The sequence below is a fragment of the Neobacillus niacini genome (genome assembly GCF_023715415.1).
Classification (GTDB): Bacteria; Bacillota; Bacilli; order Bacillales; family Cytobacillaceae; genus Neobacillus; species Neobacillus niacini_C.
The window spans coordinates 14,765-29,267 of record NZ_JAMBOB010000021.1; the positions used below are offsets into that span (position 1 = coordinate 14,765).

Annotated in this window: 12 protein-coding genes and 1 tRNA gene; 12 read left to right on the top strand and 1 reads right to left on the bottom strand. The window is 38.6% G+C overall.

Annotated features, from left to right (window positions below; genetic code table 11):
* Positions 1 to 11: 11 nt before the first annotated feature.
* From M3189_RS25885 to M3189_RS25920, 8 genes are all read left to right on the top strand, one after another.
* Positions 12 to 3,083, top strand: coding sequence for a glycoside hydrolase family 2 TIM barrel-domain containing protein (locus M3189_RS25885; protein WP_435368123.1), 3,072 nt, complete (start codon positions 12 to 14; stop codon positions 3,081 to 3,083).
* Positions 3,084 to 3,340: 257 nt separating this feature from the next.
* Positions 3,341 to 3,772, top strand: a complete 432-nt coding sequence (locus tag M3189_RS25890; RefSeq protein ID WP_251639545.1) for a MarR family winged helix-turn-helix transcriptional regulator — start codon at positions 3,341 to 3,343, stop codon at positions 3,770 to 3,772.
* The gene (locus M3189_RS25895; protein ID WP_251639547.1) at positions 3,765 to 4,952 is read left to right on the top strand and encodes an MFS transporter; all 1,188 of its coding nucleotides are present in this window, start codon (positions 3,765 to 3,767) and stop codon (positions 4,950 to 4,952) included. The genes M3189_RS25890 and M3189_RS25895 overlap by 8 nt, the downstream gene beginning before the upstream one ends.
* Before the next feature lie 155 nt (positions 4,953 to 5,107).
* On the top strand, positions 5,108 to 7,171 hold the full coding sequence (locus M3189_RS25900) for a sigma-70 family RNA polymerase sigma factor (RefSeq protein ID WP_251639553.1): 2,064 nt from the start codon (positions 5,108 to 5,110) through the stop codon (positions 7,169 to 7,171).
* A 128-nt stretch (positions 7,172 to 7,299) separates the two neighbouring features.
* Positions 7,300 to 7,509, top strand: a complete 210-nt coding sequence (locus M3189_RS25905; protein ID WP_251639555.1) for a hypothetical protein — start codon at positions 7,300 to 7,302, stop codon at positions 7,507 to 7,509.
* A gap of 192 nt (positions 7,510 to 7,701) precedes the next feature.
* Positions 7,702 to 7,902, top strand: coding sequence for a cold-shock protein (locus tag M3189_RS25910; protein WP_066052309.1), 201 nt, complete (start codon positions 7,702 to 7,704; stop codon positions 7,900 to 7,902).
* Between the two features lie 188 nt (positions 7,903 to 8,090).
* Entirely contained in the window at positions 8,091 to 8,426 is a 336-nt protein-coding gene (locus tag M3189_RS25915) for a DUF1904 family protein (RefSeq protein ID WP_251639557.1), read from the top strand.
* Between the two features lie 249 nt (positions 8,427 to 8,675).
* Positions 8,676 to 8,749, top strand: a tRNA-Gly gene (locus M3189_RS25920).
* Positions 8,750 to 8,820: 71 nt separating this feature from the next.
* Here M3189_RS25920 and M3189_RS25925 read toward each other — a convergent pair.
* Positions 8,821 to 9,504 carry a B3/B4 domain-containing protein gene (locus tag M3189_RS25925; protein WP_251639559.1) on the bottom strand — a complete coding sequence of 228 codons (684 nt, stop codon included), beginning with the start codon at positions 9,502 to 9,504 and terminating at the stop codon, positions 8,821 to 8,823.
* Between the two features lie 105 nt (positions 9,505 to 9,609).
* Here M3189_RS25925 and queG point away from each other — a divergent pair, with 105 nt between their 5' ends.
* The 4 genes from queG to ltrA all read left to right on the top strand — a co-directional run bounded on the left by queG (position 9,610) and on the right by ltrA (position 14,335).
* Complete coding sequence (queG, locus tag M3189_RS25930) at positions 9,610 to 10,743, top strand: tRNA epoxyqueuosine(34) reductase QueG (protein WP_251639561.1); 1,134 nt, start codon at positions 9,610 to 9,612, stop codon at positions 10,741 to 10,743.
* An 88-nt stretch (positions 10,744 to 10,831) separates the two neighbouring features.
* Entirely contained in the window at positions 10,832 to 11,698 is an 867-nt protein-coding gene (locus M3189_RS25935) for an amidase domain-containing protein (protein ID WP_251639563.1), read from the top strand.
* Positions 11,699 to 11,764: 66 nt separating this feature from the next.
* Positions 11,765 to 12,238, top strand: a complete 474-nt coding sequence (gene trmL / locus M3189_RS25940; RefSeq protein WP_251639574.1) for a tRNA (uridine(34)/cytosine(34)/5-carboxymethylaminomethyluridine(34)-2'-O)-methyltransferase TrmL — start codon at positions 11,765 to 11,767, stop codon at positions 12,236 to 12,238.
* Positions 12,239 to 12,784: 546 nt separating this feature from the next.
* Positions 12,785 to 14,335 (top strand): group II intron reverse transcriptase/maturase, encoded by a 1,551-nt coding sequence (gene ltrA / locus M3189_RS25945; RefSeq protein ID WP_251639576.1) that lies wholly within the window; start codon positions 12,785 to 12,787, stop codon positions 14,333 to 14,335.
* Positions 14,336 to 14,503 lie beyond the last annotated feature (168 nt).

Here is a 14,503-nt window from a genome sequence, read left to right on the forward strand (position 1 = left end):
ATAGGAAGGGTATGAATATGACCAAAACTCAAATCCAAGATAATAAAGAGAACCAAATTCCAACTATAGAGTGGCTTACTGATTTAAATGTGTTCGCAGTTAACAGAGTTCCTGCACATTCTGATCATTTATACTATGAAACAATGGAGGAAGCAAAAGAGGCTTCTGCCATGAAAATGCGCCATAGCTTGAACGGAAATTGGAAATTTAATTATTCTATTAACCCAGACTCAAGACCAAAGCGTTTTTATGAGGTTGACTTTGAATACTCGGCTTGGGGAGATATCACAGTTCCTGGCCATATTCAGTTACAAGGATATGGAACTCCACAATATGTAAATACAATTTATCCATGGGACGGACATAGAGACGTACGTCCTCCAGAAATCCCAAAGGATTTTAACCCAGTGGGAAGCTATGTGAAGTACATTGCAGTACCTGAGAATATGGAGAACAAGCCTGTTTATATTTCATTCCAAGGTGTAGAGTCAGCATTCTTTGTTTGGGTAAATGGCGAATTTGTTGGATATAGTGAAGACAGCTTTACTCCTGCAGAGTTTGAATTAACGTCTTTTCTAACAAAAGGGGAAAATAAACTTGCGGTTGAGGTGTTCCAACGTAGTACTGGCAGTTGGCTAGAGGATCAAGACTTTTGGAGATTTTCCGGAATTTTTAGAGATGTATATTTATATACAGTTCCTGAAATTCATGCACAAGATATACACATTCATACGGATCTTGATTCAGCCTTTAAGAATGCAGAGGTGAAAGTAGATATAAAGTTTCTGCCAAACATTCCTGTAGGGTCTCAAATAGTAGCGGAGCTTTGTGATGGTAAAGGAAACTTTGTAGCGAAAAAAAGCACCGAACTTACTGGTGAAATTAGTTCAGTTTCTATAGAAGTGGAAACTCCAAAACTTTGGAGTGCGGAAAATCCTTATTTATATAAACTCTATATCCAAATCTATAACGCTTCAGGTGAACTTGTAGAGGTCATTCCACAAAAGGTTGGGTTCCGAAAGTTTGAGCTTGTTGATAAAATCATGCGATTAAATGGCGAAAGAATTGTGTTCAAAGGTGTGAATCGTCATGAATTCAATTGCCGAAGAGGTCGTGCTGTTACAAAAGAAGATATGCTTTGGGATATTAAAACATTGAAACAACACAATATAAATGCAGTTCGAACATCTCATTATCCAAATCAGAGTTATTGGTACGAATTATGTGATGAATATGGTATCTATGTGATTGATGAAATGAATTTGGAAACACATGGTACATGGCAATGGATGGGTGTTGTTGAACCTTCACGGAATATTCCCGGGGATAAACCTGAATGGCAAAATATTGTTTTAGACCGGGCAATTTCCATGGTCCAAAGAGATAAGAACCATCCATCCATATTAATTTGGTCTTGTGGTAATGAGTCCTATGCAGGTGAGGTAATCCTAAATGTTTCCCGTTACTTCAAATCTGTTGACCCAAGCCGTCTTGTGCATTATGAGGGTGTATTCCATAATCGTGACTATAACGACAGCAGTGATATGGAAAGCCGTATGTATGCGAAGCCAGCAGATATTGAGGAATATTTAAACGATAATCCAGAAAAGCCTTATATAAACTGTGAATATATGCATGCCATGGGTAATTCTCTTGGAGGTATGGACAAATACACGGCTCTTGAAAATAAATATGCGATGTACCAAGGTGGATTTATTTGGGATTATATTGATCAAGCATTAATAAAAAATGACCGTTATGGTCAAGAGTTTCTTGCATACGGAGGAGATTTTGGAGATCGTCCATCAGACTATGGATTCTGTACGAATGGAATCGTATATTCAAATCGAGAGCTATCACCAAAGATGCAGGAAGTTAAATATTTATACCAGAATATCAAGCTAAATGTTGATAAATCCGGAGTTTCTATTCGAAATGAAAGTTTATTTGAAGATACATCTGCCTATGATTTGGAATACATTCTATTCAATGATGGGAAAGAATTGTATCGGAATCAGGACACTGTGGTTGTCCTGCCGCAAAGTGAAGGTCGAACCGAATTTAACTGGCCGGCTGAACTACTAAATGAAGCGGGTGAATATGTCATCCATACCTCATTAAGGCTAAAAGAAGAGAAGCTTTGGGCGAATGCTGGTTATGAAATGGCCTTTGGCCAATATGTGTTCGAAGGGAAAAAACAAATGGTTCAGCTTCCTAGTGGAAATTTTAGGGTGGCATATGGCACTCAAAACATTGGTGTCCATGGTACTGATTTTACCATCATGTTTTGTAGAAAGGCGAAAAGTCTTATTTCTATGAAATATGGAGGCAGAGAAATGATTGAAGCTCCACTGCTTCCACTTTTTTGGAGAGCAATTACCGATAATGACAGAGGATTTTCTCAAGGGTTTACCTCAGGATGTTGGTATGCAGCCAGCCTAGCACGTCAATCTGTTGGGTTAGATGTAAAGGAACAGAAAGACAAAGTAGAGGTTACGTTTACCTATAAGTTTTCGATTCATTCAGAAATAGAAGTGAAAAATACCTTTACTGTACTAGCAGATGGAAGTGTGCATGTGAAATCCGTCTATCATGGTACTGAAAACCTTCCACAAATGCCGACGTTTGCCGTTTCATTCAAGGTTCCTGCGGATTACGACCAATTAAAATGGTACGCAATGGGACCGGAGGAGAATTATTCCGATCGGGCGGCTGGAGCAAGACTTGGGGTATTCACCAATACGGTTGCAGAAAATTTATCGGGTTATGTAAGACCGCAAGAGTCTGGCAATCGCACCGGAGTACGCTGGGTAAACCTGACAAACAGTGACGGACACGGTATTAAAATTTCTTCTACCACTCGTCCGGTAGAATGTAATTTTTCACCGTATACGGCATTTGAAATAGAGAATGCGGCGCATCACTATGAACTGCCTAATGTACACTATACAGTTGTTACTGTAGCCGGTAAACAAATGGGTGTTGGTGGAGATGATAGCTGGGGAGCACCCGTTTACCCGGAACATCTAGTGAAAGCTGACGAAGATATGGAATTTGAATTTATGATTCAACCAATTAAATAAAAAGAGTAAAGAGCCTGAATTAAATTGCAGGCTCTTTATTCATATTTAAAGAAGATAAGTCATGGATTGGAAGTGAAGAGTTAATGTGACTTTTTATGCATTACAATGAACGCTCATAATAATAGTTTGGTATTACTTTTTTCGAATTCTAGAAATAGTTAAAGGCGTTCCCCTTGACATCCTTTCTAAAAAAATATATGGTTATCTTCGGTAATAGTTATTAATGGTAACTATTTTGGGCTGGAGGGGGAAAAAAATTGGAAGGTTTTTTTCAGCGATATTTAAGTCTGTATAGATCACTTATCACTACATTGAATGAACTAATGAGTACGTATGAGCTTTCTTATTCTCTATGGCAGGTTATTTATTATTTAAAAAACAATGGGCCATCGACACTTGTAGATATTGCAAATCATTATAACGTAGAAAAACCAACCATTACGAGGAGGGTTCATCGTTTGGAAGAGTTTCAGATGGTGGTGCAAATTCCTGGTATGGATAGGCGAGAAAAGGTCATTCAGTTAACAGAATTAGGGGAAGAAATTTACCAAGCATGTAGAAAAAAAATAACGGATTTAGAAAATAGTGTTATGGCAGGTATCGCTAATGAAGAGCAACTGATTACGTTTCAAACGCTTCCTAAAATCCAGGATAATATTTTGAGAGGCGGAGGAAGCAAAAATGAGTAAACCTAAATTATGGACAAAGGATTTTATCATAGTATCCAGCGTCAATTTTTTGCTGACGTTAGTCTTTTATTTATTAATCGTAATAATAGGTGTTTATGCCGTAGATGAATATCATGCTTCTACAAGCCAGGCCGGGCTTGTTACCGGAATTTTTATTGTTGGGACTTTAATTGGGCGCCTGTTCATTGGACGCAGTATGGATTCAATTGGCCGAAAAAAAACGTTGTTCATTGGATTAATTCTTTATATTTTAACAACATCTTTATATTTCATCCATTTAGGTATCACCTTTCTGCTTATAACCCGTTTATTACATGGGATTACATTGGGTATCGCAAGTACAGCGACAGGAACGATTGTGGCCCAGATTATTCCTAAAAGACGAAGAGGAGAGGGTATCGGTTATTACAGTATGAGTTCGACATTGTCTACAGCAATCGGACCGTTCATTGGACTATATATGAGCCAGCATACAAGCACTCAAGCAATTTTTAGTCTCTGCTTAGCTTTAGGGATTTTCAGTCTGATTACAGCATTTTTTGTAAATGTGCCTGCATTGGAAGAATCAACAAAGAAAGCTGAACTAAAAGGAGTCAAACTCTCTCATTTTATTGAGCCCAAGGCAGTTCCCATTGCAGTAATTACGTTACTAATCGGTTTCTGTTACTCTAGTGTTCTTTCTTTTATTAATTTCTATGCAATTGAAATTGACCTAGTTCGTGCAGCAAGTTTCTTCTTTCTTGTCTATTCAATAGCAGTATTGATTTCACGTCCATTCACAGGCCGTTTAATGGACGTAAAAGGGGCAAACTATGTGATGTATCCGGCCTTTGTTCTCTTTACTGCTGGGCTGCTGCTTTTAGGGTTAGCCCATAGCAACATCACTTTGTTAGTAGCGGGTATCCTTATTGGACTCGGATTTGGGAATATGCAGTCATGCACTCAGGCAATCGCTGTGAAGCTGACACCTCCTCATCGTATGGGACTGGCAACGTCGACTTTCTTTATATTTCTTGACGCAGGCCTTGGATTCGGTCCGTATCTGCTTGGATTCTTACTTCCATTTACGAGCTATAGTACTCTTTATATGATTCTAGGATTTGTAGTGTTGGTTTCTTCTGGTCTTTACTTTTTACTGTACGGAAGGAAAGAAAGAGCTAGTATCAATGCATTAACTTAAAAAGGTTAAGAAGGGACATCTTTTATTAGAGATGTTCCTTCTTTGTATAAAAATTAATAAGAGGAAATAAAAGTAAATTGTCGAATAGTGCATATAGGAAACTATTTGAAGAGACGTTAAAAGATTTTAAGGGAATGTAAAGGGGGGACACGTTAATGATTCCAAAAACAGATTCCATTTCAATCTCTACGATAGGTGAGAAAAGCGTGGAATCCATCGTCGATTGGTTTGTTCAGAATAAACAATCGTTCTATACACTCGGTTGGTCCTACCTTAGCAATCAGCAGCAAATAGAAGAGCTTTTTTACCAGGCGATTATAAAAGTCCACAAAGAATTACCTAGATTTAAGAGTCAAATATCATTCGAAACGTGGGTAACATCCATTTTCATACATACCTGCCGGGAACTATCTAATGATAGTAGTTTACTAGCAAGAGTGGAAAGCGAACAACGTCACGAGCTATTTAAAGCGTTAGATCAATTAAAAGAGTATGAGAAAGATGCGATGGTGCTAACCTATGTTAAAGGAATCTCTAAGGAAGAAGGTGCCCAGCTTCTCCAAGTTTCAGTGGAAAAGATGGAAGAACTTTTGTTCTCTGGAATTCAGTCCCTTAGAAAAGTATTGGGGGATGGATCGCCCTATAATGGCTGTAAAGAGTATCAAAAGGATTACCTCGATTACTTAGAAAGAACCATGGATCGTTCCAGAAAGATTGAGTTAGAGAAACATATCTATCATTGCCCTGACTGTCAGAACGATTTAGCTACATTTCAAGATGTTATGTTAACCCTGTTAAATCTTACTGATAGGATGGTAGATTTGCATGTACCATCTGATTTCATGGAGAACGTTAAAGATAGACTGGCAGAAAAGGAAAAGTATAGACAACAGAAGAACAGGAAACGTAAAAGAAAAGGACTTGTATTTGCAGGTATATTCGCAGTATTAATAGGAATAGAATTTTTTACAGGAGCGTTTTCAAAATCCTACTATACATGGACAGAAGAGGATCAGGAATTACGCGCCTTTCTTAAACAGGATTTGGGTGAAAGTCTCAACCTTGAAGCTGAAAGCAATGGGGTGAAAATCAGAATCAAGAGTGCAATTGCGGACGATGTTCAGACGCTTGTTTTTTACGAAATCGAAGATAAAGAAGAAGACAATCAATATGTTTTGGATGCTTATGATGGGGTATTTGTGGAGAACGATTATGAAATCCTAAACACAACAGTAGGTCCAAGATATTATCCAACTGACCTTGGAAGTGCTGTAAATAATGAGGAAAAGAACGTGTTTCAAGGGAAGATAGGTTTGCAGCCACTTACAAGTGATAACGGGACCATTAAATTAAAAATCTCAAAACTTCATAAAATAATGCGTGAAACCTCTGACCAGAGTGGTGTTGTGTCTTACGTTGGAATGGAAAGTGAAACAGGGGACTGGGACTTTGAAATCCCGGTAACAAAACAGCCTTCCGTTGTGTATGAATTGGAAGGTGAAACAGAAGTCGATGGAATCCCGGTTCGATTTGATAAAGTAACCCTTGCACCAACTGCGACGGTTTTACAATATGGTGTTAATATTGAACAGAGTAAGAAACGGTTAGAAGTGATTAATTTTAATAATCTAAAAGTGAATAATAAAAAATTGAAAGTGGATGCGTATGGCAGTTCTTATGTAGAAACGACCTATGATGAAAATTGGATTCCTATGCAAACACACTTTGAACCACTTTTTGGAGAAAAGCCAAAAGAGGTTAACGTCCAATTTGAATCGATATATTTTACTTATGATGAGCCAAGAACCATCGAATTGGATGCTTCCGATGAATATCCTCAAGCCTTTGAATATGCAGGCAGTACACTGTCTATTGACAAGGTAGAAGTAGGAAATCCAACGAAGGTTGTCATAAGTAATCATCAGAATCGGACATATGAATACCTTAACTTCCAAGTTGTGGGTGAGGATGAAAGTAGAATTGGTTCAATGGAGATGAGTTCTGAGGGAGTAATCGTTGATAAAAACGGGGTGGAATACAATATGAATGACCCTATATCCTATGGAGAAATCGAGCAGCCCCGCCATTTCATTACAGTTCTTAGCACTGAGCTGCGCCATACCACCGCTGGAGAAAAAGTAATTCCTAAAAGGCTGGAGATTTATGGATATAATGCAATGAAATATTTGGATGATGTTGTCAAGGTTAAGTTGAAATAAAATAGAGTTTCCTAACCCTTCCATCTGTTTTAATTGAGTGCTGGCTCATGATATAATAAGTAACTTAGTTATTGGACGGATGCCCCAAAAAGCCTCCGCATAGCGATAAAATATGGAGGTGTAAGAGAATGAATAAAAGATGGACGATTGGTAAAATTAAAGAATTTGTTGAGAACAATTCAGAAAGTAAGTTGCTAACGACGGAGTATCACGGCTTTTCTCAAAAGTTACTATTTAAATGTGCATGTGGCAGCAACTTCGAAAAAACATTAACAAAATTTAAAAATAATAACCAACGTAAATGTGATGTGTGCCAACCTCCAAGAGCAACAAGATAACGTATAGTGAATAAAACGATGTGTTGATTTCTTTTTATGATTTGCAAAATCTATTGAAAGATGTTAAGCTTTAGAAGAATTATTTTTGTTCGGTGTAAAGGATAGTATAAGATTAACTTTTCGTCTTGATGATCACTGAGTGCAAGGATAGTAACACATTGTGTGCAAAGCACACAGCAGGAGGAAACAAAAATGGAACAAGGTAAAGTAAAATGGTTTAATGCAGAAAAAGGTTTCGGATTTATCGAGCGTGAAGCAGGAGAAGACGTATTCGTTCATTTCTCAGCTATCCAAGGCGAAGGTTTCAAATCTTTAGACGAAGGTCAAGCAGTTACTTTTGACGTTGAGCAAGGTCAACGTGGAGCTCAAGCTGCTAACGTGCGTAAAGCTTAATAATAAGCTTAAACTAGCAGGCTCTTTATAGAGTCTGTTTTTTATTTGCCTTATTTACATACAAGGAACCCCACACCACTTACGTGTGAGCAATATACAAACTATTAGCAGGTTTAATTTGGCAATTAGATAAATTTGTGTCAATATGGACGTTGATTATTCTATTATTAGGCTCTAGGAGGATTTGTATGCCACTTTTAATCATTAGGGGAGTATCAGTAGATCAGGTAAAAACAATTAGTTCTTCTTTAGTACAAGAATTGGCGAATTTATGTGTTTGTGGAACGGATAATTTCACCTTAGAAGTTGTCCAATCCATCTATGTGTTTGATGGCGATGAAGTGCAAGGGTACCCATTGATAGAAGTTAAATGGTTCGAGCGTGGTCAGGAGATACAAGATCAATTTGCCGGGATTATAACCAAATATATTCAATCACTCGGAATTCCAGAGGTAGAAGTCGCTTTCAGCACATACTTAGAGTCCGCTTATTATCTAAACGGGAAGAGTTTTGCTTCTTCGTGACCGATAAAAAAGTGCCTGGCACCGTCCATAGATTTGAAAGGTGCCAGGCACTTTTAGTTGAAAAATTAATTAACGGAATTTATCCTGTGAGGCTGGCATATCTTATCATTAAACAAAATGGTCCAATGATATTTTTAATAATGATTTTTTTCGACAAAAAACGCCAAATTTTCTTGACGATAGGAAAAAAACTATGTATTATAATAATAGTGTTTAAGTTCCTTATTTTTTGTTAATAATTATTTTTGTGCGGGTGTAGTTTAGTGGTAAAACCTCAGCCTTCCAAGCTGATGTTGTGAGTTCGATTCTCATCACCCGCTCCATACATATTACCAAACGCAGTGTATCGTTACTTGAGAACGATGCATTGCGTTTTTTCTATATTTAGGATTCTTTATAAGCGGCTCAAAATGTTTCCGACTATAAAGAAGCTTGCGTCGCCGCCATGAATTTGTGTGAACATCTTCATCAATGACTCTGTCAGCCTTTCCGCACTATTCACTGCTGTTGAGGGCTGTAAATAGATGATCTGTAAAGCATTTTTTGTTGTTTCCGTTACTGGTGCTCTAGTGGAATCTACAAAGGGGCTCCCAAATGCTCCAAACTGATCAGATGAGACAATCAGGTTTTCTAATGAATTCATCCGGCCATTCAGGCCAAAATATTCTTCTCCTGCCTCAGCAACCTCAATTTTGATGGGTCCATCAAGTTTATCGCTGTCATAAATCCCAATAGGCACTTGATATTGCAAAGAGAAAAAGTTATTGATATCAATGGCACTTTGGACCGTGGTTAGATAATTCTGTTTCTGAACTCTGCGGTATAGAGCCTCTGCAGAATGACGATATCGGTTTGGGTCCTTGCCGAACGTTTTAAAAATACTGCGCCATTCTTGAATTCCAGGTAGCTCTATTAGATTTTTACTTTCTAAGTCAAAGTAAATCGATTCTTGAAAAAGCTGCAGTCTTCCTTTAACCATTTGTGGGGAATCGCCTACAGTAATATTTTTATATTCAATGATTCCAAGCTTTAATTGAGGAATCTTGCTGATTATTTCTGACGAAAGCTGAATTTCCAATGATTCCACCTCCAAAATTTTATAAAAATAGTTTATCATAATGAGATGTGGAACGAGAAATTAGCGGCTTACTATAAATCATTTTAGAGGAAGGAGGTTTCCGAAATGAACATTGATCAATTCAAGGAGGACGTTATTGCGTATAGTAAAACAATCGGTATTGATAAGATTGGTTTTACCACGGCAGACCCTTTCACTGAGCTGAAAAATAGACTGATTCGCCAGCAGGAGCTCGGATTTCAATCTGGCTTTGAAGAGCCTGATATTGAAAAACGGGTGACACCAGCCATGCTTCTTCCAGAACCACGGTCGATTATTTCCATCGCTCTGGCCTATCCTTCAAAAATGAAGGTTCGAGTCGAAGGGAAAAGAGGAGAGCGCAGAGGGTTCTTTTCCCGTGCATCATGGGGATTAGATTATCATCATATTTTACGGGATCGTTTAAAAAAGCTGGAGGCGTTTATTTTAGAAAAAGTACCAGAGGCTCGTGTCAAGTCAATGGTTGATACAGGGGAGCTCTCTGATCGTGCGGTTGCAGTTAGGGCGGGAATTGGCTGGAGCGGTAAGAACTGCGCCGTGATGACGCCGGAGTTTGGCTCCTACGTCTATCTAGGCGAAATGATTACCAGCATTCCTTTTGCTCCTGATACCCCCATGGAGGATCAATGCGGTTCTTGTACAGCCTGTATTGAAGCATGTCCGACAGGAGCGTTGGTACAAGGCGGACAAATTAATGCTCAGCGCTGTGTCGCCTTTTTAACACAGACAAAATCTGTAATTCCTGAAGAATTTAGAGATAAAATTGGCAACAGGGTGTATGGCTGTGATTCCTGCCAAACGTCCTGCCCTGTCAATAAAGGGAAGGATTATCACTTCCATGAGGAGATGGAGGCTGACCCCGAGGTAGCCAAGCCACTCCTCCGACCGATGTTAAAAATGAGTAATCGAGAATTTAAGAACAGATTTGGCCCCGTAGCTGGATCGTGGAGAGGCAAAAGACCTATCCAACGTAATGCCATCATCGCTCTGGCCCATTTCAAGGACGAAAGTTCCATTCCCGATTTACTAGGTGTGTTAGAAAATGAAACCAGTACAGTCCTGAAGGAAACAGCGGCTTGGGCTCTAGGTAAAATTGGCAGTCCGGAAGCGGTTGTGGCATTGGAAAAAGCAGCAGCTAAAGAGGAAGATTTAGAAGTGAAGATTGAAATTGAAAAAAGTCTACTAAAACTTAAGAACTAAATGAGTGAGGACATTTTGTCTTTGCTCATTTTTTTTGATTAAATTTTTCCTTCTTTACATATGTATGAAACAGAAGGGGGAGATGAAGGTGAATCAATCACTCCAAGAATTGTTTGAAGGACGAGTCGAACAATTTGTTTCAAAGAGCAAGAGACTTTCGGGGAATTATGAAAAGGCCGAACAGAAGCTGGAATCCTTTGCAAAACGGTCCGCAGAAATCGTTAAGGTGAAGGCACGGGGAAATGTCATTAATCAATCCCTGGACGGAGATTTTCAAACAACAATCTATCAGGTTCATTACCAATATTTGATCAAACAAAAAGGAACGCTGTATCAAGAGGAAGAAGTAGAAGTACGGATGTGCAAGTTTTTTAAAAATGATTTGATTATGGATAAAGAAATAAATCCTTATACGAAACAGCCTGAGTTGGAAATTGCCACAGAGGATGAACTGGAAGAACGGATAAGTTATCAGTATAATCGTTTAAAAGCTGTTCAATATGCGGAACGGTGGTGGAATAGCTATAATCCAGCGTTTATAAAATTTGAGAATAACTGTACAAACTTTATTTCACAATGTCTTCATGCTGGAGGAGCTCCAACAAGAGGATATCCTAACCGAGGCACTGGCTGGTGGCTCCGAAATAAAAATTATAGTTATAGTTGGGCTGTAGCACATTCTATGCGGTTATATTTAGGTAATTCTAAAAGTGGTTTAAGAGCAAAAGAAGTCAGCAGCCCGGACCAATTATTATTGGGTGATGTCATTTGCTACGATTTCGAAGGGGACGGCCGTTATAATCATAACACGATGGTCACCGCTAAGGATGCTAATGGAATGCCGCTAGTTAATGCTAATACGTACAACAGTCGTATGCGGTACTGGGCCTATGAAGATTCATCCGCCTACACACCAAATATTAAATATAAATTTTTCAAGATTGTTGATGGTTGAGAAAATTTGTATGGCTGGTTGATAATGGTATAATGATAAAAGAGTTTTTTTTATGAGGTGAGATTCTTGGCAATACATGTCGTACTATATCAGCCGCAAATACCATCAAACACAGGAAATATCGCAAGAACCTGTGCTGGAACCGATACATCCTTACATTTGATTCGTCCACTTGGGTTTTCAACGGATGATAAAATGTTAAAGCGAGCGGGATTGGATTATTGGGAGTTTGTAAACATTGTTTATTATGATTCACTAGATGATTTCTATCAAAAAAATGAAGGCGCAGAGTTTTTCTATATTACTAAATTTGGTGAAAAGCCCTATAGCTCCTTCGATTATAGCAGCCCTGATAAAGATTATTTTTTCATTTTTGGCCGTGAAACGACGGGTCTTCCGAAAGACGTAATTGAAAATAATAAGGATGTCAGCTTGAGAATTCCGATGAACGAAAATATTCGTTCCTTGAATTTGTCTAATACCGCTGCGATTCTTATTTATGAAGCATTAAGGCAGCAAGACTATCGTCAATTAAAGTAGGAGGCCAATATAGGCCTCTTTTTGTGCGACGGGCAGTCGCATAGAGTGTTGACTCAGTCAACACTCTTCTTTTCATTATCTGAAAAGAGACGTCATTTCGATGAAACGACTTAGTGAAGATAATGAATTTGAATCCCAGATGGTGAAAATCCATACCCAAGGAGACTAGCTTGGGAAGCTTAATCTAGGGCAACACCGTGAGGTGTTGTCTGAAGGAGATGCGGAAAATCGAGAGACCCGCAGGCGAGTAGGTAGACCCTAATGCAATAAGTGTGAAGCACAGCGGCGAGATAAGTTGGCGACTTTTCGAAAAGTGAGGAAGCCCACTCAAGAGGCATTTTCTTTAGAAGTCAGAGCGAGAAAATGTGACTTATAGCGTGATGGTGCAGGGTATGCTTATAAGGGAAATGCGATGACCCCGTGAGGACTCCACCTTACCGAACAGGCAGGGTTCTAGTCTATAAGGGTAATCCGAAGTGACGAAGAACTGGTGGAGTAGTCAGACATTCTCATAGTACGGAAGTAACTTGATGACCAGAACATCAAGTGAACGGAAGGGGAATGACCTATGGCTCCAAGTCATGGAAAAGATGTAATGCCAACAATCATGTTACTGCGGTAAAACCGTTTGAAAGTACATCAAGGAAAGGCGTGGAATATGCAATGAATCAAGAGTGGAAATTTAAACTACACAGTGTCTATGGACAAATATTGTTCGACCGAAAACTAACCCAAAGCTTTGAACAAGTAAAAGCAAACAAAGGAGCAGGAGGGATTGACGGAGAAACGATAGAAAGCTATGACGCTAAACTAGAAGAAAACATCATGACACTTCTAGGAAAATTAAGGTTGAAGACCTATCAAGCTCAGCCAGTTAGGAGAGTATACATTCCGAAGAAGAACGGGAAGAAACGTCCACTGGGAATTCCAACAATTGAGGACCGCATTGTCCAACAAAGTGTGGTGAATGTGCTTCAGCCAAAATTCGAAGATAATCTATTTCATAACTGGTCAGTAGGTTATAGACCAAATCGTGGAGTTCAAAGAGCTTTACAAATAATCCTTTGGAATATTGAACAGGGATACAATCATATTTACGACTGTGACATAAAAGGATTCTTTGACAATATACCTCATAAGAAGCTCAATGGAGTTCTTAAGAAGTATGTTTCGGACCGTACGGTCTTAGGCTTGATTGAACAATGGCTTAAAGCTGGGCACATGGAAGAAGGAAAACTTATTCACTCAGATTATGGAACACCTCAGGGCGGTGTAATTTCACCACTTTTAGCAAATGTATACTTAAATGAAATGGATTGGGAATGGGACTTGAATAATATTCGTTTTGTCCGCTATGCAGACGACTTTCTGCTCTTTGCAAAATCGAAAGAGGACATTAAGAAAGCTGCTTCTATTACTAAGGATAAGTTGAATGAACTTGGACTAGAAATTTCTAAGGAAAAGACAAAAATCGTCGACTTTAAGAAAGATGACTTTGATTTCCTAGGCTTTACCTTCCATCACTGGAGAGAAGGAAAGAAAGATAGAAAGCCTATCTTTCATGTAACTCCTAAAGAAGATTCAATCAAAGATTTTCGACTTAAGATAAAGGATAAGACCCGTAAAACACTCACGCTAAGTAAAGAAGATTGGATTGAGCGAGTGAACCCAATTATCAGAGGGAAAGTCAATTACTACCTGACAATTGTTAAAGCGATAAAAGAAAATATAAAGTTAGGTAGTACAAACCACTGTATTACAAGATGGGTTCGAAGAACCCTTACCTCTCTAGATGGTTATATAAGGAGAAGGTTAAGGGTTGCTTTTATTCATAAACATCCTTCTCAAAGAAAAGAGAAAAAGATGCGAAGTCTCTGGAATAAAGCCTTCTTTCTCAAAATTAATCTGATTCCTACATACTGGCTATATTTAAATAAGGCATATGGGTACACAAAGGAACAGTATCTAAATGAGATGTCCAGTAAGGCAAAAAGAGACCTTAAGAATAAAATCAAGCGTGCAAAAGCAAAAGGTGAGGAGTATTATACACCTCACCGCCTCCAAAAGATGCAAAATGCCTGGAATGCATCCTCTTGATAGAAGTTGTAACATATTGGTAAGCCGTATGCCTTAGTAGGGCACGTGAGTCTGTCTAACAATTGTCACTTTTCCCAACTTGTCCGATAGGAAAACACATACTATTGTCGAATTTATAGTATAAGGAGATGATTGTATGCCATATATTCTTGGTGAGGATAGAAATCA